The sequence below is a fragment of the Mesorhizobium sp. WSM4306 genome (genome assembly GCF_007003975.1).
Taxonomy (GTDB): Bacteria; Pseudomonadota; Alphaproteobacteria; order Rhizobiales; family Rhizobiaceae; genus Mesorhizobium.
In genome coordinates, this window is sequence record NZ_VFTC01000007.1 from 97,608 (window position 1) to 123,819 (window position 26,212).

Sequence of the window (26,212 nt, forward strand, 5' to 3'; positions counted from 1 at the left end):
TTCCCCGCGCCCATGCGCGGCATCACGATCTTGTCAAATATCCAGGACGACTGATTCGCTCGGCCTGGAGCAGCACAGCAGCACTTCGCCTGCTCCCAGCTCGTCCAGCGGTTCTTCGAAATAGGCGACTTCACCCGAAACCAACCGCGACTTGCATGTGCCGCAGATGCCGGACCGGCAGCTAAATTCCGGCGCCAGACCCTGATCCTCGGCAAAGTCGAGGAGCGATGCCGCCTTGCCATCCCAGACCGCCGTCAGGCCCGATTTTCGGAACTCCACAGTGGCCACCTCGCCCGCCGGCTCGATCCGTGCCTGCTGCGCCAGCGCAGCAGGGGCTCGGGCGGCATCAGGCTCCAGCACTGTTGCCGGGCCGAAAAATTCGTAGGCGATGCGATGCTTCGGCACGCCAAGCTCGCGCAGCATGCCGTAGATCGCCTGCATGAACGGAGGCGGGCCGCAAAGGTAGAAATCATAGTCGTCGATCGGCAGCAGGCGCTGCAGCACATCCTTCGAAATCATGCCTTCGCTGTGGAAGTGCCCGTCGGCCCTGTCGCGCTCCGACGGGGACCGGTAACAGTAGTGAGCGCGCAGGCCAGGCCGTGTCGCGACAAGGCCCGCGACCTCATCGCGCAAGGCATGCACGTCGCCGTTCTCGCAGGCGTGAATGAAGACGACACGGCGATCCGGGATGGGAGCCAGCGCATGCAGCATCGATACCATCGGCGTCAGCCCAACGCCGCCGCTGAGCAACACCACCGGACGGCTGCTGGCCTTGTCGAGCACGAAATCGCCGCGTGGCCCTTCGGCCTGGAGTACATCGCCGACGTCGATCCGGTCATGCAGGAAGCACGAGCTTGCTCCGTCGGGCAGACCCGGCGCGGGTGCTGCTTCACGCTTCACGCTGATCCGGTAGCGCCCCTTGGCGGCCGGGGAACAGGAGACGCTGTAGTTGCGCAGCACATATGCCTTTTCGCTGGCTCCCCGCGGCATGGGTATCTTGAACACCAGGAACTGCCCTGGCTCGAAGTCGCGCCAGTCCTCTGGATTCACCGGCTCGATATGGAACGACGTGATGATGGCGCTTTCGCGCACCTTCGCGACCACCTTCAGGTCGCGAAATCCGCTTCTTGCGATAGTGTCGCGAGCGGTGAATGCGTTCATTCGGCGGCCGCCAATTGCTGGCTCTCGCTGGCGATCAGCTTAGCGAGGTTGCGGCGAAAGCGCAGTGGCCCGACATCGATCTTGAGATCGAGATTGGGTGTGCGCTTGTTGGCCATGCCCTTGTGCACCGCATTGAGCACTGTGCGGTCCTCATCGAAGGCGCCGCGCACGGAGGTGGCGAACTGGCGCGAAACCTCCAGGTCATCCGGGGCGAAATTGCGCATCTGGAACCAGTAGTATTTGGTCTGGTTCTCATCGACCGGCGTCATGAAATTGTAGCTGTCCATGAGGAACACATCCTCGTGCAGCGGCTTGCCTTCGCCGCCGGTGCGGGCCGGCACGAAGATCGCCTTGATGATCGCGTTAGAGGGGTAGCGCACCTCGTAGTGCTGCTTGCGGTCGCAATTGCCGGAGAACTTGAGGAAAGGCGCATAGAAGGGCGCCGGCGCGGCATCGACCACCCAGCGCCATACGGTCACGCCGTCGGCGCCCACCGTGGTTTCGAGCGGTGCGTCCTCCATGGCCTGGACGCCGCCGAAGGACGACTGGTGGACCCAGGAGACATGCGAGGGGTCGAGCAGATTGTCGGTCATGTAGAGGTAGTTGCAATCGAGCGCCATGGACTCGCCGCGATTGACGCCCCATGCCGGATCGCCCCAATGGTCGACGGCGAAAATCAGCGCGGGGTCGGCCTTTGCCGCCTCGCCCATCCAGACCCAGAGCAAGCCGTAGCGCTCGGCAATCGGATAGGAACGAACGCAGGCGACATGCGGTATCTTTTCGGCCCCCGGCACCCGCGTGCAGGTCCCCGTGCTGTCGAAGGTCAGGCCGTGGTAGCCGCATTCGACCGTATCGCCCTTGATGCGGCCCATCGACAGCGGCAGCTTGCGGTGCGGACAAGCGTCTTCGAGTGCAGCCACCACGCCGTCGGTGCGGCGGTAGAGGACAATGTCCTCGCCAAGAATCCGCGTCGGCACTAGCCGGTCGGCAACCTCATGGTCCCATGCGGCAACGTACCAGCAGTTTCGAAGAAACATGGCGTCCTCCCGGGCTTGTGAACGCCCAAACGAATATCTTGCGGACCGGGGACGACATAGGGCTTGCATCTGCGTTCTATTTTAGAAAAACTAAATCAAGCTGACCCCAGGATCGTTGCCCAGGTGAACAAGACGCCCCCGCTGCGTGCGATACAGGCCTTCGAGGCGTTTGGCAGGCGTGGCAGCGTGACGGCCGCGGCAAACGAGCTCGGTGTATCCGTCGGCGCTGTCAGCCAGCAGATACGCAAGGCCGAGGATGCCTTGGACGCACGGCTTCTGGAACGTCGCGGCAGGAGCGTCGCCCTTACAGCGCTGGGCCGCGTCTACCACGCGGCGGTTTCCATCGGCTTCGAAAAGATACGCGAGGCCCAGGATGTCATCGAACGGGCCCGTTTCGCCGACACTTTGACCATCTCTTGCCTGCCGTCGCTCGCCAGCAAATGGATCGGTCCGCAGCTTCTGGATTGGCAGATCGGCCATCCCGGCGCCACCGTGCGACTGGTCGGCGCCGAGACAGAGCCAAGGCTGAGCGCCGAACAGGTCGACTTCCGCATTTCCTACGGCACCAAATATCGTGATTTCGACCACTACACCGAGTTGTTCACCGACTGGGTGGTGCCAGCCTGCTCGCCCGCGCTGCTGGCGAAACATCCGATCCGCAAGCCCGCCGATATCCTCGATCTGCCGCTTCTCAGTATCGAATGGGCGCGCGACCATCGCTCGCCGCCCACATGGGCGGAATGGGCGGCAAGCATCGGCGCGGTGCACCGCAAGACATCGGGTGAAGTCGCCTTTTCCCTGTCGAGCGCCGCCATCGATGCCGCGGCCAACGGCAGGGGCTTCGTGCTGGCACAACTGTCGATGGCCGCCGACGACATAGCGTCGGGCAGGCTGGTGGCGCCGTTCGACAAGCGCATCCGGCTGCCGGAGCCCTATTTCCTGGCCTGGGACCGGGCGATGCTGGAAAAACCTTTTGGGCCGGAGCTGCGAACCTGGATTGTTTCAATTTCCAAGCGGCTTGGCGCAACCTTGGCAGGTTAGCCGAGCGCTGATCTCGGGACGCACATTCCATTCTGTTCTAAGGTCGGATAGTCAGCTGACTGGATGTCAGCTTGGCTAAATTCGTTGTTGGTTCGGCATTAGCGATGTCAGATTACTCGTCCGGCGCCAAATTCCTCCGAATCCACCTTTTCCGCTACGCCAGACCCCTGGCAAACCATCTCGACTGCTTAGTAGGTGATCTTCGGGTACCAGTCGGTCCCGCGACCTCCTGGCGTCCAGTCCAGGACGTTCCACAGCATCATCAGGTCCGGCTCGGTTGTCGGGTCTTTGCCCGGATCGGCTGACTCGAAACCCAGTTCCGCGCCCCAGAAGTGCCGGATGGTCCCGTCGCGCAGGGTGAAAACGTTTTCGGCGGCGGTGTCGGTCCCGTCGTCCATGATGGCGTGGTAATCCCGGCTGAAATTTCCGTTGACGTCGGCATAGAGCGGCAGGTTCTTCCAACCACGCTCGACCTTGAAGGCAATCTGCCGCTCGATGGCCGAAAGGCCGACGACTGCGAGGGCGATCCGCTGGCGAAGGTGATCGGCGTTGCCGTCCAGGCAGCTCAGGAGCGCGGTGCACATGGGGCAAGGGCGCTGGCGCTTGGGGCCATACATCCAGTTATAGACGAACAGAGTGTCCTTATCGCCGAAGAGCTCCTTGAAGCCGACGGGATTGGCGCCGGCCACGCTACTGGCTTCGCCGATGAACTGATAGTCGCCCTTCACCTCGCCGCCAGGCGGCAAGGCGCGACGCTGGGCGGCAACGCGCGCGATGTGGCGGTTGAGTTCGATCTCCTCGACCAGCAGAGCCTCGCGCGCCTTGCGGTACTCGGCGCTTTCGTTCGGCTGGCGGGCGCGGTTCTTGTGAGCGATCGCAGCAGCGGGTTGCAGGGCGGAACCGTCGGCCATGACCTTGTCTCCTTTCCAATCCCTTTCAACCGGTCACCCGCCTTAGGGTTCCCACTGGATCGCTCAGTGCGATACGCAGACTGTCGTATTTAACGTCACTATTGGGATTCGTAGAATTCCAACGGCAATCCATCCGGGTCGCTAAAGAAGGTGAAGCGCCGATCGGTATATGGGTCGATCCGGATAGGCTCTACGGCAACGCCGGCGGCTTCCAGGCGCACAACTACGGGGTCGAGGTTCACCACGGCAAATGCCAAGTGCCGCAGTCCTGTCGCCTCTGGATAAGACGGCCGCGGCACCGAGGCAGGGAAGGAGAATAATTCCAGCTGGGCGGATCCGATCCGCAGGTCGGCCTTCCAAGACTGCCGCTCCTCCCGATAGACCTCGCGGATCAGGTCCAGGCCGAGGAGCTCGACATAGAACCGTCGCGACCGATCGTAGTCGGTGCAGATAAGCGCGACGTGGTGAATGGCGTCCAGCATCTTTCGAACTCTAGCCAAGCTGGGCTTTGGAGCCAAGGTCACCACTTTGTTGCTGTCGTCGCAGAGAGGCTCGCCTTATCCCTGCGGATATTCATCCACGCCGGGTCGGCTTGATTTCGGCGTAGATAGCAAGCAATCATCATGTCGGCGAGCTTCGCGATAGGCCAACGCCGATCTTGTCAGAGCTGTAGCGCGGGAAAGTCCTATGTCAGCTTGTCGAGCGCAACATCTGCCCAAGGCATGTACGGCGACAGTGAGGCGCAAAGCCGCCATGCCGTTGAGGACAAATGCGGTTACACTAGTGGCGGGACGCGTTCCTTGAATCAGCTTTAGCGAACCACCTTCGTAAGCTATTGATTTATAACGATTATATTAGTATCTGAGGGCCCAAAGTCGAATAACAACCTACCCGAGAGTTTGGCTTGCCAGGGCATAGGTCTTCGGTCTGGTCGCACCGCCGACGGCAAAATCGGTTAGGCGTTTGCCCAGCGACATGGTCAGCACCGTGTCGAAGACTGGCATTCCAGCGTGCGACAGAAGGGTGGCGAACTCGCCAGTGTCCATGTGGGTGTCGATCCGCAGGAATGACCCTGAATGGTCATAGACGTGCGGCCGGACGATCGCCACGGCATCGGCGTCGCTTTCCGCCACGACCGGCCCCACGACGTGGCCCCTCCCGAATGGCCGGCAGAGCGCGAATGCGCTCAGCCTGCCATCCTTGAAAAGACCATAGCCGGCCGAGTTTGCGAAAAGCCTTTCGATGAGCGCCGCCCGCCTCACGCCAAATCCTGCCGCGTCGAGCGCGATCGCTGCGGGAATATCACCTGGGTCCAAGGTCCTGACATGGCGCATGTCCGTCGGGCCACCTGTCGTCTCCAGGCGGGCGATGCCCTGGCATTGATAGACGGTCTTCTCAGGCTGAAAGTCGAGCGAGAGATAGAGCCGCCTTGCCGCGCGCGTTGCGTTGAGGCGCAGATCGCAGCCGACGACGTTGTCGAAAACCCGCTTCATCAGCCATTGCCCCGCTCCCAGCGTCTGAAGTCGCGGCGAGGTGATGACCATGCCCACGGTCGCGAAATCGGTACCATGCGCGAACCACATGGCCGAACCAAGAACCCGGCCGATCTCATCGAGCGCCACGAACCCGTGTCCCGACTCACACAGGAATTGCCAGTCCTCAGCGCGATGCGGCCATCCCACGGAGAGCGAGAGTGCGTGCAAGCGGTCCAGCTCAACGCCTCCGATGTCGCCAATCCGCATCGAGAAGGTATCGATTTTCAAGCTTCCGGACGGCTTCAATGCAATGCCCCTGAAGGATTATCGTACTAGAAGGCGACGCGTCGCTGGCCACCTTCCGGCTGCCAACGCTAAACAAGCAGACCGGTACGATTTGCTCGAAAGCCGCGCAGCAACGCTAGATTCAACTGAAACATTTCCGCTTTCGGCATGCAATCGCGAAAGAACGCGCACATCCTCTGCCGAAATCGAGCAGCCGACGGCATCGATCCCGGCAAACCCGGAATGCCAAACCTGAAATGCTTTGAGGGCTGGAATGGACGTCTTCGATATCCTCGACCGTCTTGTCGCCTTTCCATCTGTCGCCCGCAAGCCGAACGGCGATATCGCCGGCTGGATCGAGGCCTATCTGGCAAAGTACGGAACGCAGGTTACCCTGCTTCGAGGGCCGGAAGGCGACCGGTCCAATCTGTTCGCGACGATCGGCCCCGCCGACGTCCCCGGATACATTCTGTCCGGTCACATGGACGTCGTCCCCGCCAGTGAACCGCAATGGAGTTCGAGCCCTTTCGCGCTGCGCAAGGAGGGCGAAAGGCTCTATGGACGCGGCACGACGGACATGAAGGGGTTTCTTGCCGCGGTGCTCGCGGCGGTGCCTGACTTGGCGAAAATGCACCTTGCCAGGCCGATCCATCTCGCCTTCTCCTATGACGAGGAGGTGGGATGCCGCGGCGTGCCGCATTTGATCGCCCGCCTTCCCGAACTTTGCGCGAAGCCGCTCGGCGTCATCGTCGGCGAGCCGAGCGGCATGCGCGCGGTACGCGGCCACAAGGGCAAGGCGGCCGCCCGCGTGATCATCAACGGGCGCTCCGGCCATTCCTCCCGACCCGATCTTGGGCTCAACGCGATCCATGCCATGACCGATGCGCTGAGCGCGGCCGTGGCCGAGGCCGAACGGCTGACGCACGGTCCGTTCGACCCTGCCTTCGAGCCGCCCTACTCTTCGCTGCAAGCGGGCGTGGTGACCGGCGGACATCAGGTCAACATCATCCCCGACACCTGCACGCTGGACCTGGAGGCACGCGCCATACCTGGCGTCGACCCGGCGAGTCTGCTGGCGCCTGTAAGGGTGCGAGCAGAGGCCCTTGCTGCCCATGGCTTTCGCATCGAGTGGACACCGATGAGCGCCTATCCTGCGATGTCGCTGCCGCCAGACGCGCCACTTGCGGGACTACTGCACGCCTTGACCGGCGAGGTGCCGCTTGCCGCCGTCAGCTACGGTACGGAGGCCGGGCTTTACCAGGCCGCAGGTTTTGATGCGATCATCTGTGGCCCCGGCGACATCGACCGCGCCCACAAGCCGGATGAGTACATTTTCACCAGCGAGCTCGCCGCCTGCCAGCGATTGATCGAGGCGCTGGGCGCCCGTTGCGCGACGTGAAGAGGAGCAGGAATGACATTCCTGTTCAATTCCGATGCGCGCCGCGGGGCGATCTTCGCTGAGGCATTCGCGAGAGAACTGCCGGACGTCCCCTTCACGATGGATGCCGCAACGGTCGACCCCGACGCCGTGCGTTACCTGATCAGCTGGACCGTGCCGGATAATCTCGGCCGCTACAGGAACCTGGAAATCCTGTTTTCGATCGGCGCCGGCGTTGACCAGTTTCACCTCGATGCTGTGTCTGCGAACGTGAAGATCGTGCGCATGGTCGAGGAAGGCATCGTGCGCATGATGCAGGAATATGTGACGCTTGCCGTCCTCGCGCTCCACCGCAACCTGCCTGGATATCTGGCGCAGCAGCGCGCCGGCGAATGGGCCGATATCGCCCAGCCGCAGGCCGGATCGCGCCGGCTCGGCGTGCTCGGCCTCGGGCAACTCGGACAGGCCGTCCTCGACCGCCTGAAGCCCTTCGGCTTCCCGCTCGCCGGCTGGAGCCGCTCGCCGCGGCAGATCGAGGGCATATCCTGTCATCATGGCGAGCTTGGACTGAAGGAGATGCTCGCGGCCAGCGACATACTGGTCTGCCTGCTGCCGCTGACCGAAGACACGCGCGGTTTTCTCGAAGCCGAGCTGTTTGCGAAGCTGCCCAAGGGCGCGGCGCTGGTCCACACCGGCCGGGGGGCACAGCTCGATCATGAAGCACTTGTCGCCGCGCTCGACAGTGGCCACCTTTCGGCGGCGATGATCGATGTGACCGATCCCGAACCGCTGCCCGCGGGTCATCGTTTCTGGTCGCATCCAAAGATCATCCTGACGCCGCATGTCGCCAGCGTCACCCAGCCCGCGACCGCTGCGCGCGCCGTCATTGAAAACATCAGGCGTTACCGCGCCGGTCTTGACCCCATCGGGCTGGTCGACCGGTCGCGCGGCTATTGAAATTCAACATGAAAGGCCATCCGTTGTCCCTGCTCAAGACCGTCGATACCAGCCCTGCCTTCCAGCCGCGCGAATCCGGGGCGCTGTCTGAACGGCTGATTGCCGGCAACCCCGCCTTCAAGACCTGGGCGCAGGACGTCGCCAAGGACGACCTCGTCCATACCGGCGTATGGGAGGCGACGCCTGGGGAAACGCGCTCAATCAAGGGCGACACTTTCGAGTTCTGCCACATCCTCTCGGGCGCGATTGAAATCACGCCAGATGGCGGCGAGGCGGTGACCTACCGCGCCGGCGATAGCTTCGTGATGAAGCCTGGTTTCACCGGTGTCTGGAAGACCATTGAAACGGTGCGCAAGATCTACGTGACGGTAGGGTAAATGGCGTGCGAGCGAGGCTGCTGGCCCCGCAACAGATTTTGCCGTCTGTCATTGCCGGCACACAACAATCATCCGCGACCGGTCGCCGAACGGTGCATGCTGCGCTGCTGCCCGCGCTAGGCTCCCGCAGATTATTCCAGAGTGGGTGCCATGGGCTTGAGCTTCGACCCGGATACCGTCCCCCTGCCCGTCGGCCATTTCATCGGCGGCAAACTGGTCGCGGCCGAGGGAGCGATCGAGATGAACCGACCGTCGGACGGCAAGGCATACGCCGCTTGCCCGGTGGCCGGCGTCGATATGGTCGGCCGCGCCGTGGAAAGCGCCAAGGCGGCACTAAAGGCCAGCAACTGGGGCGGCGTCCGGCCGCGCGAGCGCACCCGGGCACTCCAGGCCTGGGCCGACCTGATCGAGGCGGAAGCCGAAACGCTGGCCAGGATCGAGGCGCTGAGCTCCACCCGGCCCGTCGGCCAGCTCGTCGCCGGCGACATCGCCGTGACCGCAGAGCAGATCCGCTTCTTCGCCGAGTTCGCCGACAAGGAAGGCAGCGAGCTGGTGCCGACCGACGATGCCAGCCTCGGCATGATCATGAGCGAGCCCTATGGTGTGGTCGGTGCGATCACGCCCTGGAATTTTCCGATCTCGATGGCCGGATGGAAGGTTGGTCCGGCATTGGCCGCGGGCAATGCGGTCGTGCTGAAGCCGTCGGAAATGACGCCCTTTTCGGCAGTCTATATGGCGCAACTCGCCGTTAGGGCGGGCCTGCCCGCAGGGCTCATAAACGTGGTGCTGGGAGACGGTCCGACGACCGGCACGGCACTGACCGGCCATCTCGAGATCGCCAAGGTCTCCTTCACCGGCTCGACCCGCGCCGGCTCGGCCATCATGGAGAACGTCGCCCGCACCGGCGTCAAGCCGATGACGCTGGAACTCGGCGGCAAGAGCCCACAGATCGTCTTTGCGGATGCCGATATCGACAAGGCGGCGACAGCGATCGCCGGCAGCGTCACTTTCAATGCCGGACAGGCCTGCGTGGCCGGCACGCGCCTGATCGCCGAAAGGGGCGTCGCCGACAGGCTGACGGCCGCTATCCTGCAACGGGTGAAGATGGTGCGGCCAAGCCCTACCTGGGACGACGCGACCCAATATTCGCCAATCATCTCGGAACGGCAGCGGGCGCGTATCGACGGCATCGTGCGGGCCGCGATCGGGGCCGGCGGCGAATGCCTGACCGGCGGCGGCATCATGGACAGCCCCGGCTATTTCTACCAGCCGACGCTTATCGCCGATGTCGATCAGGCCAATCTGGCGATCGTCGAGGAAATCTTCGGCCCGGTCCTGACGGTCCAGACCTTCGAGACCGAGGAAGAAGCGCTGGCGCTGTCCACCCATCCAACCTACGGGCTGGCTTCCGGCCTGTTCACCTCCGACCTGTCTCGTACCATCCGCTTCGCGCGCAAGCTCGAGGCGGGCACCGTCTGGGTCAACCGCTACAGCCGCTCGCGTGACCATATCCTGCCGACTGGCGGCTACAAGCGCTCCGGCATCGGCAAGGATCTCGGCCGCGAGGCCTATCTCGCCAACCGCAGGACCAAGAGCGTCCTGATCAGCCTCTAGAGAGATGCCGATGAAATCCTATTCGATCGCCCTGATCCCCGGTGACGGCATCGGAAGCGATGTGACCGCCGCCGCCTGGTCCGTGCTGGAGACCGCGGCCAGACACGCGGGCTTTGCCTTGACCGCAACCGAATTCCCCTGGTCCTGCAAATTCTACAAGGATGCCGGCCGCATGATGCCGGAGGACGGCATCGAGACCTTGCGCGGCTTTGACGCCATCCTTCTCGGCGCCGTCGGCTGGCCGTCGGAGGTGCCTGATTCGGTTTCCCTGCACGGCCTGCTGCTGCCGATCCGCAAGGCATTCGTGCAATATGCCAACATCCGGCCGCACCGCCTGCTGCCGGGCGTGTCAGGCCCGCTGCGGGCGGAAGGTTTCGACATATTGTGCATCCGTGAGAATACCGAAGGCGAATATTCGGGCGCCGGCGGGCGCCTGCATCAAGGCACGCTGGACGAGGTCGCCGTGGAGACCTCGATCTTCACCCGCGCCGGCGTTGAACGCATCCTGCGCTTCGGCTTCGAGCAGGCGCGGACCCGGCGCGGCAAACTTGCATCCGTCACCAAGTCCAACGCGCAGAAATACTCGATGGTGTTCTGGGACGAGATCACGCGAAAGCTGGCCGCGGAGTACCCTGACGTCGCCGTGACCAGCTATCATGTCGATGCGCTCGCCGCGCGCATGATCATGGCGCCGGAGAGCCTCGACGTGGTCGTCGCTTCCAACCTGTTCGGCGACATCCTCACCGACATCGGCGCGGCGATCCAGGGCGGGCTTGGCTACGCCGCCTCCGCCAACATCAATCCCGACCGCTCGGCGCCGTCGATGTTCGAGCCGGTGCACGGCTCGGCGCCCGACATCGCACATCTCGGCATCGCCAATCCGATCGCCACCATCTGGTCCGGCGCCATGATGCTCGATCATCTCGGCGAAAAAGCTGCCGCCGGCCGCGTCATGCAAGCGGTCGAAGCGACAACTGCGCGAGGCATTGGAACCACTCCGGGCAAAGACAGAACGGAAGCCATCACGGCCGCCGTCGTCGCAGCGCTCTCCTGATTGCAAGGTCGTTTTCGATGAAAAACCTGAAAGACAAAACTCTGTTCCGCGAAGCCGGCCTGATCGGCGGCGAATGGATCACAGCTGGTTCCGGCAGGACGGTCGACGTCGTCGATCCGGCGACCCAAGTTGCGATTGGCTCAGTGCCCGACATGGCCGGTCCGGAGACCCACGCGGCCATAAAGGCCGCGGCTTCCGCCTATGGTGACTGGAAGAAGAAGACCAACGCCGAGCGGGCCGGCCTCCTGGAAGCCTGGCATGGCCTGATGCTTGCGCATCTGGACGATCTCGCGCTGATCCTGACGACGGAACAGGGCAAGCCGCTGGACGAGGCCAAAGCCGAGATCCGCTACGGCGCATCCTTCGTCAAATGGTTCGCCGAGGAGGCGCGCCGCATCAACGGCCACACCATCCCCTCGCCGACGCCGGACCGGCGCATCATTGTGCTAAAGGAGCCGGTCGGGGTGTGCGGCATCATCACGCCGTGGAATTTTCCCAACGCGATGATCACCCGCAAGGTCGCGCCGGCGCTGGCCGCCGGCTGCACTGTGGTGATCAAGCCGTCCGAGTTTACGCCCTATTCGGCGCTGGCGCTCGGCGTGCTGGCCGAACGGGCGGGCATCCCCGCCGGCGTCATCAACGTCGTCACCGGCATGCCGGCCGAGATCGGCAACGAGATCATGGCGAGCGAGACCGTTCGCAAGATCTCCTTCACCGGCTCGACGCGGGTCGGCTCGCTGCTGATGCGCGGCGCGGCGGACAGCGTGAAGCGGCTCAGTCTCGAACTCGGCGGCAACGCGCCGCTCATAGTCTTCGACGACGCCGATCTCGATCTCGCCGTAGAGGGCGCGCTTGTCTCGAAGTTCCGCAATGGCGGCCAGACCTGCGTCTGCGCCAACCGTATTCTTGTCCAGGCTGGCGTCTATGACGCGTTCGCTGCGAAGCTCACTGCTCGAGTCAACGCCATGACGGTGGGGCCAGGCACGCAGCCCGGCGTCGCCATCGGGCCGATGATCAACATGGCGGCGGTCGAGAAGATCAACCGCCATGTCAAGGACGCGCTCGCCAAAGGAGCTGCGATCATCACAACGAGGCCGGCGTTGCCGGAAGGTCCTCAGTATGTCGCGCCGCTGGTGCTGACCGGCGCCACAAAGGACATGCAGCTCGCTGGAGAGGAAACGTTCGGCCCGGTCGCGCCGCTGTTCCGGTTCGAGACGGAAGAGGAAGCGATCACGCTCGCCAACGGCACGCCCTACGGGCTTGCTTCCTATTTCTACACCGAGAACCTGAAACGCGCCTGGCGCGTCGGCGAGGCATTGGAGTTCGGCATGGTGGGGCTCAACACCGGCTCGGTCTCGATGGAAGTCGCCCCCTTCGGCGGCGTCAAGCAGTCCGGCCTCGGCCGTGAGGGTGCGCAGGCCGGCATCGAGGAATATCTCGAGATGAAGAGTTTCCACATGGGAATAGGCAGTAGGTGATAGGCAGTAGGGAGTTGGGAGACACTGCCTACTGCCTACTGCCTACTGCCTACTGCCTACTGCCTACTGCCTACTGCCTACTGCCTACTGCCTACTGCCTACCTCACCTGGTCGAGCGCCTTGTAGTAGAGGCCGACCATCGGCAGGAACCATGGCTTGCCGGAATAGCCGGGGATGGAGGGCCACTCGAGCCCCTTCATCGGATTGCGGTCTTCGCGGCCGAGCATGGCATCGGCCAGGATCATGCCGAGATGGGTGGAAAGCTGCGCGCCGTGGCCGGAATAGCCCATCGCGTACCATACACCATCATGGTAGCCGGCCCGCGGGAAGCGGTCCTTGGTCATGTCAACCAGCCCGCCCCAGCAATAGTCGATCTCGACCTTGGCGAGTTGCGGGAAGATCGCCGCGAGGCCTGCCTGCAGTATCTGTCCGCTCCTGGCATCGGAGCGCTGGTCCGATGTCGCCGAAAAGCGCGCGCGGCCGCCGAAGATCAGGCGCCTGTCGGGCGAAAGCCGGAAGTAGTTGCCGATGTTCATCGAGGTCACGCATGTCCGGTTGCCCGGCATGGTCGCGGCAATCTCGACGTCGCTCAACGGCCGCGTGGCGATGATGAAGCTGCCGACGGAAATGATCCTGCGGCGGAAGTAGTCGAAATTCGGAGTCGTGTAGGCGCCGGTCGCCACCAGCACATTGTCGGCGCTGATGCGGCCACGCGAGGTGGTCAGTTCGTGCCTGCCGCCGGCCTGCTTGCGATCGGTGACCGCCGCATTCTCGTGGATCACGGCGCCGTGGCGGGCGGCTGAAGTAGCGAGACCCGCCACATAGCGGCCCATATGCATCATGGCGCTCTTCTTCGACAGCATCGCGCCATGGAAGGGTGAGCCGATCTCGGACTTGAGATCCGCCGCCGACAGCAGCGCCGTATCCGGATCCACCTCGGCATGCAGGGCCTCGAAGTTGCGGGCGATTGATACAAAATGCTGCGGCTTGGAGGCGAGCTTCAGCTTGCCGGCGCGGCGGAAACTGCAGTCGATGCCTTCCTCCGCGACCAGCGCCTCTATGGTGTCGACGGAGTCGTCCAGCGCCCGGTAGAGGGCGATTGCGCGGTCCTTGCCGAGCTCCGTCTTGGCGGAGAGGTAGCTGTGGGCGAGGCCGTTGTTGAGGTGTCCGCCATTGCGCCCGGATGCGCCCCAGCCCACACGCTCCGCCTCCAGCACGGCCACCTTGGCGCCGGCCTTCGCCAATTGGCGCGCGGCGGCGAGACCAGTGAAGCCGCCGCCGATGACGGCGGCATCGTAGTGCCCCTCGACCGGGCCTTGCGCCCCGCCGGAAAAGACAGGGGCCGTGTCGTGCCAGTAGGAGACGAACTTCATTGGCAATCCGCCTGTTTCAGAGACCGACTACGCCTGCAAGACCAGAAATGTCCGATATCTCGACATAGCCGTAATACGGGTTGGCCGGTTCGTGGCCGCGATTGACCCAGACCTTGTTCTTGATGCCGAGATCGTGTGCCGACATCAGGTCGTAGCGGAAAGAGGACGAGCAGTGAAGAACGTCATCCGGGCCGCAGCCCAGCATGTCGAACATGTATTCGAAGGCCTGGAAGCGCGGCTTGTAGGCCTGCGCCTGCTCGGCCGTGTAGACGGCATGGAACGGCGCGCCGAGCTTTTCGACATTGGACATGATCTGCGCGTTCATGGCGTTGGACAGGATGACCAGCGGAATTTCCTTGGCGACCTTCGCCAGGCCCGCCGGGACGTCGGCGTGAGGTCCCCAGGTCGGCACGCGCTCATAGACCATCCTGGCGTCGTCCGGGCTGAAGGCGACACCGTTGCGCTTGCAAGCGCGCTCGAGCGCATTGTGGACAATGTCGGCATAAGGCTTCCAGTCGCCCAGGATCTCGTCGAGCCGGTACGCCGCAAAATTCTTGATGAACTCCTGCATGCGCGGCTCGTCGAGCCGGCTGCCGTAGAGATCGCGCGCCGCTTCCGCCATCTGGAAAAAGGTCAACGTGCCGTAGCAGTCGAAGGTGATGTATTTGGGCCTGAAGGAAGCCATGTCCGTCGATCTCCGGTGGAAGCACATCCGCGCTGGGATGTATTTCATCATAGAGCGGCAGGCGGCGACCACCTGACCGAAATAGGCCTTCTGGAAGCAGAAAGTTCCGTATCCGCCATCCGGTTTGGCACGCTGTAGCATCTGGCGTGCCGATTGCGGCGCCGCGCGCGGCGTGAGGCGCACCCGCAGCGGACGGTGCCAGCACAAGATGCGGCGCACCGCTCGCGCTACGGCGAAAGATACTGTCGAAGCCAATGCCTTCAGATGATCTGCGGCGCGCCGATGGTCGAAACTTGGCATCAGACGGAAGGGAAGCCTATGCAGCAGGGCGAGATCCAAATCCAGGCGTTCGGGCCAGACCATATCGAGGGCGCTGTGGCGCTTTCTCGCCAGGAGAACTGGCCGCATCGCCCGCAGGACTGGCAGATGGCGCTGCAGCTCTCGAGCGGGGCGGTCGCGCTCGATGACCAGGGCCGCGTCACCGGAACCATCCTGGTAACGCCCTACGGCGCGGATTGCGCCATGATCAACATGGTGATCGTCGACAGGAACGTGCGCGGCAAAGGGCTCGGGCGCCGACTCATGAAACAGGCCTTTGACTTGGCAGGAGACCGCCCATTGCGGCTCGTCGCGACGACCGACGGCATGCCTCTCTATCAGAAACTGGGCTTTGTGCCCTCCGGCACGATCCTGCAGCACCAGGGCAAGGTTGCAGAGCTTGCTGCGCCCGAAGGTGTGGAAGCAGCAGGTGCCGACGATCTGCCGGAGATCAAGGCGCTGGACCGCGACGCCTATGGCGCCGACCGTGAAGCTCTAATCGATGCGCTGGCCGAGCGCGGCCAATTCGCCGTCATCCGCCGCGACGGCGCCATCGAGGCCTATGCCGCGATCCGCCCGTTCGGACGCGGCGAGGTGATTGGTCCGGTCATCGCGGGAAGTATCGACGAGGCGAAGGCCCTGATCGGCTTCTTCGCCGCCCCGCGCGCCGGCGCCTTTCTGCGGGTGGATACCGGCAGCGGGACCGGCATCGCCGGCTGGCTCGAGGAAATCGGCCTCACCCATGTCGGCGGCGGCGTAGCCATGGATCGTCCGCCCAAGACGATCGCGGAACAGGCCAGGCCAAAAGTCTACGCCCTCGCCAACCAGGCGCTAGGATAGTCGGAGAACAACAATGCTCGCCAATTCCCTGATCGAACTCGATCGCGCCCATCTCATCCACCCGGTCTCTTCATACCGTGGTCATGAGGCACAGGGCGTGCGCGTGTTGAAATCGGCGAAGGGCGCGACCGTGACCGATGCGTCCGGCCGGCAACTTCTCGACGGTTTCGCGGGGCTGTGGTGTGTCAATGCTGGCTACGGCCATGACAGCATCGTCGAGGCAGCGGCCAAGCAGATGCGAGAGCTTCCCTACGCCACCGCCTATTTCGACCTCGGCTCGGAGCCGGCCATCCGCCTCGCCTCGGAGCTGGCCGAGCGCGCGCCAGGCGACCTCAACCACGTCTTTTTTACGCTTGGGGGGTCGGACGCGGTCGACAGCACGATCCGTTTCGTCCGCTACTACTGGAATGCAAGGGGTGAGCCGAAACGCGATCAGTTCATTTCCATAGAACAGGGTTATCACGGCTCGTCGGTGGTCGGCGCGGGCCTGACCGCCCTGCCCGCCTTTCACGCCGGCTTCGGCATTCCCTTCGAATGGCAGCACAAGATCCCCTCCCCCTATCCCTACCGCAACCCGGTCGGCCAGGACGGCAACGCGATCATCGCGGCATCGCTCGCCGCGCTGAAGGCCAAGATCGAGGAGATCGGGCCGGAGCGGGTCGCCGCCTTCTATGCCGAGCCGATCCAGGGCTCGGGTGGCGTCATCGTTCCACCGAAAGGCTGGATCAAGGCGATACGCGAGCTCTGCCGGGAGTACGGCATCCTGTTCATCGCCGACGAGGTGATCACCGGTTTCGGCCGCACGGGGCCCTTGTTCGCCTGCACCGATGAGGACATCGTTCCCGATTTCATGACGACGGCGAAGGGTCTGACCTCGGGCTATGTTCCCATGGGCGCCGTGTTCATGGCCGATCATGTCTACGACGTCATCGCCGATGGCGCGGGCGCCTCGGCCGTCGGTCACGGCTACACCTATTCCGCCCATCCCGTCAGCGCCGCCGTCGCGCTCGAGGTGCTGAAGCTCTACGAAGACGGCCTTCTGGAGAATGGTATCAAGGCCGGCGCCCGCCTTATGGCAGGACTGGCAAGCCTGACCGACCACCCCCTCATCGGCGACGTGCGCGGCCGCGGCATGCTTGCCGCGATCGAACTGGTGGTCGACAAACAGAAGAAGACGCCGTTTCCGGCGTCGGCCATGCCGGCGCGGCGGGTCTTCGACAGGGCGTGGGACAATGGCCTCATCATCCGTGCCTTTGCGCATGGGGTTATCGGCTATGCACCGCCGCTCTGCTGCACCGATGCCGACATCGATGCGATCATCGAGCGTACGCGCCGGACCCTCGACCAGACGCTGGACGATCCAGACGTCCGCCAGGCCCTGGCATGATGGCGGCGAAATATGTCGTGTCTCGAAATATCGCAGGGGCAGACGATTTCGCAATTTTGTGCCGCCTCCTTACGCCTTTTCGGCGAATCCAGCGCGGGGGAAGTGCCAGACTGCTGCGAAGACAAGGCCAGAAAGCCCGGATTTACGGGCCTTCAAAAAGGGCCGACGCCCCGGACAGCACGGAATTTTGTTCTGTTCAACACGTGCAATTCGGCCGCATGCAGAGGAGACCCGGTCTTGGCCAGGGGCTTTAGCGAATTCAAATACATGACCTTCGATGTGGTCGGCACGCTGATCGACTTCGAAGGCGGGATCACGACCTGCCTGGCGGAAATTGCCGCCGAGGCCGGCGTTTCGATCGATGGCGAGGAGGCGCTGGCCCTTTACCGGCAGGCCCGCTACATGCCCGATGCGAGCCTGTTTCCCGACGATCTCGTGCGTGTCTACACGGTCATCGCACCGCGTCTCGGCCTGCCTCCCGAGGAGAAATACGGCATGCGCCTGCGGGACTCCGCTAGTGTCTGGCAAGGCTTTCCTGACAGCGCGGCGGCATTGGCGGACCTTGGGAAGTCGTACCGATTGATCGCCATGACCAATGCCCGGCGCTGGGCGCTCGACCATTTCGAGAAGCAGCTCGGCTCGCCCTTCTTCGCCACCTTTACGGCCGATGATACTGGCACCGAGAAACCGGACCCGGCCTTCTTCCGGAAGGTTTTCGATTTCGTGGCCTCCCGGGGCGACAGCAAGGACAACATCCTCCACGTGGCGCAAAGCCAGTACCACGATATCGGCATATCCCGGGCGCTTGGCATGACCAATTGCTGGATCGAGCGCCGGCATGCCCAGAAGGGTTACGGCGGCACGATCGAGCCCGAGCGTTTCACCGCGCCTGACTACCACTTCACGTCAATGGCGGCCCTTGCCGCCGCCGTGCGGGAAAGCCTGAAGCAACGAACCTGAGCCCAAGCCCGGAAAAGCCGCAGCAAGACGAGCAACCCGGAAAAACAAACAGAAAGGGGAATGATATGACCGACAAAATCACGAACTGGACCAGCGCAGACGATGCCATGGTCGAAAACGCCATTCGGCGGGGCGCGAGCCGCCGCGAACTTCTCAAGATGCTGTTGGCCGGCGGCGCCGCGGTTGCCGCGGGCAGCCTGGTGCTCGGCCGCGCCACCCAGGCCGTCGCCGCCGAGCCGGTTTCCGGCGGAAATTTCAAGGCGGCCGGCTGGTCGTCATCGACCGCCGACACGCTCGATCCTGCAAAAGCGTCGCTCTCCACCGACTATGTGCGCTGCTGCTCGCTCTACAACCGCCTGACTTTCCTCGACAAGGATGGCGTCACGCAGATGGAGCTGGCCGAGAGCTTCGACAGCAAGGACGCCAAGACCTGGACCATTAAGCTGCGCAAGGGCGTCACGTTCCACGACGGCAAGGACCTCACCGCCGACGACGTCGTCTTCTCGCTGAAGCGTCATCTTGATCCGGCGGTCGGCTCCAAGGTCGCCAAGATCGCCGCCCAGATGTCCAGCTTCAAGGCGGTCGACAAATCGACCGTCGAAATCACGCTGGCCGACCCGAATGCCGACCTGCCGACCATCCTGGCGCTGCACCACTTCATGATCGTCCAGGATGGCACCACGGACTTCTCCAAGGGCAATGGCACCGGCGCCTTCGTGCTGCAAACGTTCGAACCGGGCGTGCGTTCGGTGGTCACCAAGAACAAGAACTACTGGAAGTCGGGCACGCCACATCTCGACTCCTTCGAGTTCATCGCCATCAGCGACGACAGCGCCCGCGTCAACGCTCTGCTTTCCGGCGACATCAATTTTGCCGCCTCGATCAATCCGCGCGCGATGAAGCTCATCGGCGGCCAGCAAGGCTTCGAATTGTCGAAGACGACCTCGGGCAACTACACCGACCTCAACATCCGGCTTGACATGGATCCAGGCAGCAAGGCCGACTTCGTTGCCGGCATGAAATACCTCGTCAACCGCGAGCAGATCGTCAAATCGGCATTGCGCGGCCTCGGCGAAATCGGCAACGACCAGCCTGTCTCGCCGGCAAACATCTTCCACAATGCCGACCTCAAACCGAAGGCTTTTGACCCGGACAAGGCGAAGTTCCACTTCCAAAAGGCGGGCCTGCTCGGACAGTCCATCCCGGTGGTCGCCTCCGATGCCGCGACGTCGTCGATCGACATGGCGGTGATCATCCAGGCCGCCGGTGCCGATATCGGCATGAAGCTCGATGTCCAGCGCGTGCCGTCCGACGGCTACTGGGACAATTACTGGCTCAAGGCGCCGGTCCATTTCGGCAACATCAATCCGCGCCCGACGCCCGACATCCTGTTCTCGCTCCTCTACGCCTCCAACGCGCCCTGGAACGAAAGCCAGTACAAGTCCGAGAAGTTCGACAAGCTGCTGGTCGAGGCGCGCGGCTCGCTCGACCAGGCCAAGCGCAAGGAAATCTACGGCCAGATGCAGACCATGGTCTCCGAGGAGGCCGGCACCATCATCCCGGCCTACATTTCCAACGTGGATGCTCTCTCCAGCAAGGTGAAGGGTTTGGAGGCGAACCCGCTCGGTGGCATGATGGGCTACGCAATGGCGGAATATCTCTGGCTCGAAGCCTGAGAGGCGCCTGCCAGGGACCGTCGGTCCCTGGCACCTATTGCGCAACATGGCTTGGCCGAACGCAACCGCAGGAGCGCTTCCATGACGTCTGGGGTTCTAAACCTCGTGCTGAAGCGGCTGGCGATCGCGGTCGTTACACTTCTGATCGTCCTTTTCGCCGTGTTTTTCGCCACCAGCATGCTGCCTGGCGACACCGCGTCGATCCTGCTCGGCCAGGCGGCTACACCCGAAGCCGTCGCCGGCCTGCGCGAGGCCATGCATCTCAACGATCCGGCAATCCTGCGCTTCCTGCGCTGGCTTCTCGGCCTGCTCCACGGCGATCTCGGCACTTCCTATGCCAACGAGATGCCGGTCACGGCGCTGATCGGCGGGCGCTTCGTCAACACCATGGAGCTCGCCGGCATCACCACGCTGCTCTCGGTGCCCCTGGCGCTGACGCTCGGCATCACCGCCGCCATGCTGCGCGGTTCGCTCTACGACCGCACCGTCACCATTCTTGCGATCGGCGTCATCTCGGTGCCGGAATTCATGGTCGCGACCCTCGCGGTCCTGCTTTTCGCCGTTTATCTCAAATGGCTGCCGGCGCTGTCCTCGGTCAATGAGGCGCATACGCTGACCGATCTCGTGCGCATCTATGCCATGCCGGTGATCACGCTGACCTTCGTCATCTCGGCTCAGATGATCCGCATGACCCGCGCCGCGGTGATCGAAACGCTGTCCACGCCTTACGTCGAGATGGCGCTGCTCAAAGGCGCCTCACGCGGCCGCATGGTGCTCAAGCACGCACTTCCCAATGCGCTCGGGCCGATCGTCAACGCGGTTGCGCTGTCGTTGTCCTATCTGGTCGGCGGCGTCATCATCGTGGAGACGATCTTCAACTATCCCGGCATCGCCAAGCTGATGGTCGATGCGGTCGCGACCCGCGACCTGCCGTTGATCCAGAGCTGCGCAATGATCTTCTGCCTCGGCTACCTCCTGCTCATCACGATCGCCGACATCATCGCCATCATGTCCAACCCGAGGCTCAGATGACGATGGCGCGCGTGGCAGCTTCCCGACGGTCCCTCCTGGGCCACAGCTACAATCTCGTGGGCGTCGTCGCCTCGCTGGTCATCCTGGCGTGGACGCTGATCGCCATCTTCGCGCCCACCATCATTCCCCATTCGATCGGCGACATCGTCGACGACGATTATTTCGGCCCGATGCGACAGGGCCTATGGCTCGGCTCGGACTATCTGGGACGCGACATGCTCTCGCGGGTGCTGATGGGTGCGCGCTACACCGTCGGCATATCGCTCGCCGCCGTCTGTATCGCCTGCTTTTCTGGCGTCGTGCTGGGGATGATCGCGGCCGTCACCGGCGGCTGGCTCGACACCTGCCTCAGCCGCTTCCTCGACGCCATGAACTCCATCCCCAGCAAGCTGTTCGGCCTTGTGGTCGTTGCCGCGGTCGGCTCGTCGATCCCAGCGCTGATCCTGACGCTCGCCGTCATCTACATACCGGGCGCCTATCGCTTCGCGCGGGCGCTCGCCGTCAACATCAACACCATGGACTTCATGACCGTCGCTCGCGTCCGCGGCGAAAGCACCGCCTATCTCATCGGATCAGAGATCCTGCCCAATATCATGCGCCCGGTGCTGGCCGACTTCGGCCTGCGCTTCGTCTTCATCGTGCTCTTGCTGTCCGGCCTGTCCTTCCTCGGGCTCGGCCTGCAGCCGCCGCTCGCCGACTGGGGCGCGCTGGTGCGCGAGAACATAGGCGGCCTGCCCTTCGCGGCTCCCGCTGTCATCGTTCCCTCGCTGGCGATCGCCAGCCTCACCATCAGCGTCAACCTGCTGATCGACAACCTGCCGCAGAAGATCAGGGACAGGGACGCATGACCAATCTCGTCGAGGTCAGGAACCTGAGGATCGAGGCAACGACCGACGCCGGTCGTGTCGTCGACATCATCAAGGGCGTCAGCCTCGACATCGCCGACGGCGAGATCGTCGCCCTGATCGGCGAGAGCGGCTCCGGCAAGACGACGATCGCGCTCTCACTGATGGGCTATGCGCGGCCTGGCTGCCGGATCACCGGCGGCGAGATCAATGTAAACGGCAAGAACATGGCCGCACTTACCGAAAAGCAGCGCGCCAAATTGCGTGGCACCGACATCGCCTATGTTCCGCAAAGTGCCGCCGCCTCCTTCAACCCTTCGTCCACCATCATGGAGCAGGTGATCGAGGTTACGCGCATCCACGGGCTGATGGCGCCCGAGCAGGCACGAAAGCGCGCGGTCGAGCTGTTCCGGGCGTTGTCGCTGCCGGACCCGGAAGGCATCGGCGCCCGTTATCCGCACCAGGTTTCAGGCGGGCAGTTACAGCGGCTGTCGGCGGCGATGGCGCTGATCGGCGATCCCAAGCTGATGATCTTCGACGAGCCGACGACGGCACTCGACGTGACGACGCAGATCGACGTGCTGAAGGCATTCAAGTCGGTCATGCGAGCCGGTGGGATAGCGGGTGTCTACGTTTCCCACGACCTCGCGGTCGTCGCCCAGATCGCCGATCGCATCGTTGTGCTGAAGGGCGGCGAAGTGCAGGAGGCCGGCACCACGGCCCAGATCCTTTCGGCTGCCCAGCACCCCTACACGCGCGAATTGCTGGCTGCCTTCGAGCCGAAACCCCGGCAAGCACATGCGGACGCGGATGCCGGCACGAAGGCGTTGCTGCGTATCGACGATGTGACCGCCGGCTATGGCTCGGTGCGGGCCGACGGACTGCCGCTTATCCGCGCTGTCAATTCCGTCAGCCTGGTCGTCGAGAAGGGGCGCAATCTTGGCGTCATCGGCGAATCCGGCTGCGGAAAATCGACGCTGGCGCGCGTCATCGCCGGCATCCATCCGGCGGCGGCCGGCGACATCGTCTTCGACGGCAGGCAACTGGAGCGCGCCGCAGGGAAGCGCAGCCAGAACCAGCTGCGCGAGATGCAGATCGTGTTCCAGTATGCCGATACCGCGCTCAATCCGGCCAAGCCTGTGGAGGACATCATCTCCCGGCCGCTGGCCTTCTATCATGGACTCGACCGGCAGGCGCGCTCGAAGCGCGTCGACGAACTGCTCGATATGGTTCGCCTGCCCAGGACGTTGCGCTACCGTCGCCCGTCGGAGCTCTCGGGAGGCCAGAAGCAGCGCGTGAACTTCGCGCGCGCTCTGGCGGCCGGACCCAAGCTCATCATCTGCGACGAAATCACCTCGGCGCTCGACACGGTGGTGGCGGCCGCCGTGATCGAACTGCTCAAGGAGCTGCAGCGCGAGTTGGATCTTTCCTACATTTTCATCAGCCACGACCTCTCCGTCGTCGAAGCGATCTGCGACGAAATCATGGTCATGTACAATGGCGAGCGGGTGGAGCAGATCACGCCCGACAGACTGAAGGCGCCCACCCACCCCTATTCGAAGCTTCTGTTCTCCTCCGTGCCGAAGCTCGATCCGACGTGGCTCGATGGTCTCGTCCGCGACCCCGAGCTGGTCAGCCAGTACGGCCATCGCTAATGCATGTCGCCCCGAAGTGTGCAGCGGTTCTGGGGCAACGACATGCATCAAAGCAAAAACTAAAGGCGGCAGAGCCTCACCTTGGAAACAGGCTGGGCAACGGCATATGCGCCTTGACGATGGGAGATTTCAGCACCACGAAGCTGAAACACTTGTCGATGCCGATATCCATGTCGGTGAGCCGCTCCACGATCGCCTGATATTCGGCAATCCCACCCGTGACGAATTTCAAGAGATAGTCGTAGCGGGCGGAAACGCGGTGGCATTCGACGGCCGCCTCAACTTTATCCACGGCGGCAAGGAAACGCGCGAAGTCGATCTGACGATGGTTCTTTAGCGTAATTTCAGTGAAGACGGTGAGCGTCCGTCCCAGCTTTGCGATGTCGATCTGCGCCGAATAGCGCACGATATAGCCTTCAGCCTGCAGCTTCTTTACCCGCATCAGGCATGGGCTGGGGGAGAGGCTGACCAGTTCCGCCAGCTCTACATTTGTGATGCGGCCGTTCTTCTGCAGCTCGTACAGAATCTTGATGTCAATCCGATCGAGCTTCATTGGCTAACGTGCTTCCTGTCAGGGCAAATCGGCCTGCCGCAGCCGGCTTTCACCCTGTCTACAATTGCGAGCAGAGCCGGTAGGCCTCATAGATCGACGAATAGATGTCCCGGCTGGCGACTGCGTCTCCAATGCGGTGCAGGACGAACGAACCAGCAGCCTGGGGACCATTGTCCGTTTTCGATTCCGTTCCGGTCATGAGTGCTATGTCGGTGACGCCGTTGTTGGCGGAGCGGCCCCGCAATTCCTGGTAGGTATCGTCCATGGGTACCGTACCGCGCTCGACAATGAGTTGGGCCGAGGTCATTTCCGTTTCCGCACCGGTGAGTTCATGCCGGAACGTGGCGGCGATCCCGTTGTCCTGGCGCGCTGCCTTGACCAGGCGCACATCGCTGACGACGCGGATGCCGCGTTCCGAGGCGCGTTTGCGGAAACTCACCCGGTCCGGATAGGGCGTCTCGATCGCCAGCGTGTCGTCCGCCATAGCCAGGCTGACCACGCGCCCCGGACGTGCAAGATGCAGGGCGCAGGAGACTGCCGCCTGGCGACCAGTCTCATCGTAGATGAGCACGTCGTCCTTCGCCGGCACGACCCCGGTCAGGACGTCCCAGACGCTGTCGCAATGCTCGGCGCCCTCCAGCCGTTCCATATCCGGAATGCCGCCGGTGGCGATGATGACCGCATCCGGTTTTGCGGCAAGGACGATTTCTGCGTCCGCATAGGTGTTGAGACGGACTTCCACACCCAGGCGAGTGAGCTCACCGGTACGCCAGTCGACTATGCCGATGAGATCCTTGCGATCGGAGGCCGAGGCCGCGACAAGCACCTGCCCACCGAGCTGCGGTCCAGCTTCAAGCAGGCTCACCTTGTGCCCGCGCTCGGCGGCGACCCTTGCCGCTTCCATGCCACCCGGTCCACCGCCGACCACGACCACACGTCTCGGCCTTTCGGCCCGGGCGATGGTATGGCTGATGATCGTTTCATGGCCGCTGGCCGGGTTGTGAATGCACTGCACCTTCTTGTACAGGCAGTAGGATGCGCCGACACACGGGCGAATGCGTTCTTCTTCGCCGCGCATCACCTTGTTGACGATATGGGAGTCGGCAATATGCGCCCGAGTCATGCCGACCAGGTCGACAAGGTTTTCGCGGATAGCATGCCGCGCAGTCGCTATCTCCCGGATGCCTGCAGCATGGATCACGGGCAGCCTGGTTTCCCGTTTGAACTGCCCGACCAGCGGCAGAAACGGCGCGCTCTTGGTGAACATGCCGGGCATGTTCTGCTCGGCCAGCGACAGATCGGTGTCCATTCGGCCGAATATGCAGTTGAAGAAGTCGACATGACCTTCCCGCTCGAACAGCCTGGCGAAGGCAAGGCATTCCTCGAAATCCGACCCGTCCTCGGACGCTTCGTCGATGACCAGTCGAATGCCGACAACGAAGTCGTCGCCAACCGCTTGGCGGATCGCCTCATGAACCATCAAGCCGAAGCGCGCGCGGTTTTCCAGTGAACCGCCGAAACCGTCCGTGCGTCTGTTGGTTCTGCGCGAGAGGAATTGCCCGATCAGATGGCCGCCGGTGACGGTTTCGACACCATCCAGATCGCCGTCCAGGCAGCGCCTGGCGGCACTGGCGTAGTCCTTGATGATCCGGTCGATGTCCGCGGTGTCCATCTCCTTCGGAAAATTCCGATTTCGCGTCTCGCGAACGCGTGACGGCGCCACGGGCGGCAGCCAGTTCCCGGCATAGGCGGTGGCACGCCGGCCAAGGTGTGAGACCTGGCACATGACGGCAGCGCCGTGGCGATGCACTCGCTGCGACAACGACTGGAGATGCGGGACGATGCGATCGCTCGAAAGGTCCAGCTGACCGCCGCCCCAACTCGAATCGGGCGAGGTCATCGCCGAGCCGCCCGCCATCGTCATCGCCAGGCCGCCGCGCGCTTTCTCTTCGTGGTAGCGCTGGTAGCGTTCTAGCGGCAGGCCGCCTTCGTCCAGCATCGAGGCATGGCTGGTACTGACGACACGGTTGCGCAGCGTTAGACCCTTCAGCCGAAATGGCTGAAGCAGAGGATCGCCGGATGTGCCGCCTGCTTGAGATGCCGCCATCTTCACGTCCTGC

At 63.3% G+C, this 26,212-nt stretch carries 23 protein-coding genes; 14 read left to right on the top strand and 9 right to left on the bottom strand.

What is annotated here, in order from left to right; translation table 11 throughout:
- Positions 1 to 33 precede the first annotated feature (33 nt).
- The gene (locus FJV77_RS11180) at positions 34 to 1,161 is read right to left on the bottom strand and encodes a 2Fe-2S iron-sulfur cluster-binding protein (protein WP_142866866.1); all 1,128 of its coding nucleotides are present in this window, start codon (positions 1,159 to 1,161) and stop codon (positions 34 to 36) included.
- The gene (locus FJV77_RS11185; protein ID WP_142866867.1) at positions 1,158 to 2,198 is read right to left on the bottom strand and encodes an aromatic ring-hydroxylating dioxygenase subunit alpha; all 1,041 of its coding nucleotides are present in this window, start codon (positions 2,196 to 2,198) and stop codon (positions 1,158 to 1,160) included. Before FJV77_RS11185 ends, FJV77_RS11180 begins: the two co-directional genes overlap by 4 nt.
- Positions 2,199 to 2,321: 123 nt before the next feature.
- Between FJV77_RS11185 and FJV77_RS11190 the strand changes: the two genes are divergently transcribed.
- Positions 2,322 to 3,239, top strand: a complete 918-nt coding sequence (locus tag FJV77_RS11190) for a LysR substrate-binding domain-containing protein (RefSeq protein WP_142866868.1) — start codon at positions 2,322 to 2,324, stop codon at positions 3,237 to 3,239.
- A 188-nt stretch (positions 3,240 to 3,427) separates the two neighbouring features.
- On the opposite strand, the gene FJV77_RS11195 is transcribed toward FJV77_RS11190, so the two are convergent.
- From FJV77_RS11195 to FJV77_RS11205, 3 genes are all read right to left on the bottom strand, one after another.
- Positions 3,428 to 4,150 carry a DUF899 family protein gene (locus FJV77_RS11195; RefSeq protein WP_142866869.1) on the bottom strand — a complete coding sequence of 241 codons (723 nt, stop codon included), beginning with the start codon at positions 4,148 to 4,150 and terminating at the stop codon, positions 3,428 to 3,430.
- Between the two features lie 98 nt (positions 4,151 to 4,248).
- The gene (locus FJV77_RS11200) at positions 4,249 to 4,632 is read right to left on the bottom strand and encodes a VOC family protein (protein WP_142866870.1); all 384 of its coding nucleotides are present in this window, start codon (positions 4,630 to 4,632) and stop codon (positions 4,249 to 4,251) included.
- Between the two features lie 405 nt (positions 4,633 to 5,037).
- Positions 5,038 to 5,892, bottom strand: a complete 855-nt coding sequence (locus tag FJV77_RS11205) for a GNAT family N-acetyltransferase (protein ID WP_185970283.1) — start codon at positions 5,890 to 5,892, stop codon at positions 5,038 to 5,040.
- 292 nt (positions 5,893 to 6,184) lie between these two features.
- Here FJV77_RS11205 and argE point away from each other — a divergent pair, with 292 nt between their 5' ends.
- The 6 genes from argE to FJV77_RS11235 all read left to right on the top strand — a co-directional run bounded on the left by argE (position 6,185) and on the right by FJV77_RS11235 (position 12,768).
- On the top strand, positions 6,185 to 7,309 hold the full coding sequence (gene argE, locus FJV77_RS11210) for an acetylornithine deacetylase (protein ID WP_142866872.1): 1,125 nt from the start codon (positions 6,185 to 6,187) through the stop codon (positions 7,307 to 7,309).
- 12 nt (positions 7,310 to 7,321) lie between these two features.
- Positions 7,322 to 8,245, top strand: coding sequence for a glyoxylate/hydroxypyruvate reductase A (locus FJV77_RS11215; RefSeq protein ID WP_142866873.1), 924 nt, complete (start codon positions 7,322 to 7,324; stop codon positions 8,243 to 8,245).
- A gap of 23 nt (positions 8,246 to 8,268) precedes the next feature.
- The gene (locus tag FJV77_RS11220) at positions 8,269 to 8,622 is read left to right on the top strand and encodes a cupin domain-containing protein (RefSeq protein ID WP_142866961.1); all 354 of its coding nucleotides are present in this window, start codon (positions 8,269 to 8,271) and stop codon (positions 8,620 to 8,622) included.
- Positions 8,623 to 8,772: 150 nt separating this feature from the next.
- Positions 8,773 to 10,236, top strand: coding sequence for an aldehyde dehydrogenase family protein (locus tag FJV77_RS11225; protein WP_142866874.1), 1,464 nt, complete (start codon positions 8,773 to 8,775; stop codon positions 10,234 to 10,236).
- 10 nt (positions 10,237 to 10,246) lie between these two features.
- Positions 10,247 to 11,290, top strand: a complete 1,044-nt coding sequence (locus FJV77_RS11230; RefSeq protein WP_142866875.1) for a tartrate dehydrogenase — start codon at positions 10,247 to 10,249, stop codon at positions 11,288 to 11,290.
- Between the two features lie 17 nt (positions 11,291 to 11,307).
- A complete protein-coding gene (locus tag FJV77_RS11235; protein WP_142866876.1) occupies positions 11,308 to 12,768 on the top strand; it encodes an NAD-dependent succinate-semialdehyde dehydrogenase in 1,461 nt (486 codons plus the stop codon).
- Between the two features lie 98 nt (positions 12,769 to 12,866).
- Here the strand turns inward: FJV77_RS11235 and FJV77_RS11240 are convergent, their stop codons facing one another.
- The gene (locus FJV77_RS11240) at positions 12,867 to 14,141 is read right to left on the bottom strand and encodes an FAD-binding oxidoreductase (protein ID WP_142866877.1); all 1,275 of its coding nucleotides are present in this window, start codon (positions 14,139 to 14,141) and stop codon (positions 12,867 to 12,869) included.
- 16 nt (positions 14,142 to 14,157) lie between these two features.
- Positions 14,158 to 14,826: a haloacid dehalogenase type II gene (locus tag FJV77_RS11245; RefSeq protein ID WP_142866878.1), complete on the bottom strand. Its 669-nt coding sequence runs from the start codon at positions 14,824 to 14,826 to the stop codon at positions 14,158 to 14,160.
- A gap of 318 nt (positions 14,827 to 15,144) precedes the next feature.
- Here FJV77_RS11245 and FJV77_RS11250 point away from each other — a divergent pair, with 318 nt between their 5' ends.
- From FJV77_RS11250 to FJV77_RS11280, 7 genes are all read left to right on the top strand, one after another.
- Positions 15,145 to 15,984, top strand: coding sequence for a GNAT family N-acetyltransferase (locus FJV77_RS11250; protein WP_142866879.1), 840 nt, complete (start codon positions 15,145 to 15,147; stop codon positions 15,982 to 15,984).
- 13 nt (positions 15,985 to 15,997) lie between these two features.
- Positions 15,998 to 17,371: an aspartate aminotransferase family protein gene (locus tag FJV77_RS11255; protein ID WP_142866880.1), complete on the top strand. Its 1,374-nt coding sequence runs from the start codon at positions 15,998 to 16,000 to the stop codon at positions 17,369 to 17,371.
- Between the two features lie 237 nt (positions 17,372 to 17,608).
- Entirely contained in the window at positions 17,609 to 18,331 is a 723-nt protein-coding gene (locus FJV77_RS11260; RefSeq protein WP_142866962.1) for an HAD-IA family hydrolase, read from the top strand.
- A gap of 65 nt (positions 18,332 to 18,396) precedes the next feature.
- Entirely contained in the window at positions 18,397 to 20,007 is a 1,611-nt protein-coding gene (locus FJV77_RS11265) for an ABC transporter substrate-binding protein (RefSeq protein ID WP_142866881.1), read from the top strand.
- Between the two features lie 81 nt (positions 20,008 to 20,088).
- A complete protein-coding gene (locus FJV77_RS11270; RefSeq protein ID WP_142866882.1) occupies positions 20,089 to 21,039 on the top strand; it encodes an ABC transporter permease in 951 nt (316 codons plus the stop codon).
- Positions 21,036 to 21,887: an ABC transporter permease gene (locus tag FJV77_RS11275; RefSeq protein ID WP_142866883.1), complete on the top strand. Its 852-nt coding sequence runs from the start codon at positions 21,036 to 21,038 to the stop codon at positions 21,885 to 21,887. Before FJV77_RS11270 ends, FJV77_RS11275 begins: the two co-directional genes overlap by 4 nt.
- Complete coding sequence (locus FJV77_RS11280; protein WP_142866884.1) at positions 21,884 to 23,539, top strand: ABC transporter ATP-binding protein; 1,656 nt, start codon at positions 21,884 to 21,886, stop codon at positions 23,537 to 23,539. Before FJV77_RS11275 ends, FJV77_RS11280 begins: the two co-directional genes overlap by 4 nt.
- A gap of 76 nt (positions 23,540 to 23,615) precedes the next feature.
- Here the strand turns inward: FJV77_RS11280 and FJV77_RS11285 are convergent, their stop codons facing one another.
- Together FJV77_RS11285 and FJV77_RS11290 are read right to left on the bottom strand one after the other, a co-directional pair.
- Positions 23,616 to 24,092: an Lrp/AsnC family transcriptional regulator gene (locus FJV77_RS11285; RefSeq protein WP_142866885.1), complete on the bottom strand. Its 477-nt coding sequence runs from the start codon at positions 24,090 to 24,092 to the stop codon at positions 23,616 to 23,618.
- A 58-nt stretch (positions 24,093 to 24,150) separates the two neighbouring features.
- Positions 24,151 to 26,199: an NADH:flavin oxidoreductase gene (locus FJV77_RS11290; RefSeq protein WP_246691219.1), complete on the bottom strand. Its 2,049-nt coding sequence runs from the start codon at positions 26,197 to 26,199 to the stop codon at positions 24,151 to 24,153.
- Positions 26,200 to 26,212 lie beyond the last annotated feature (13 nt).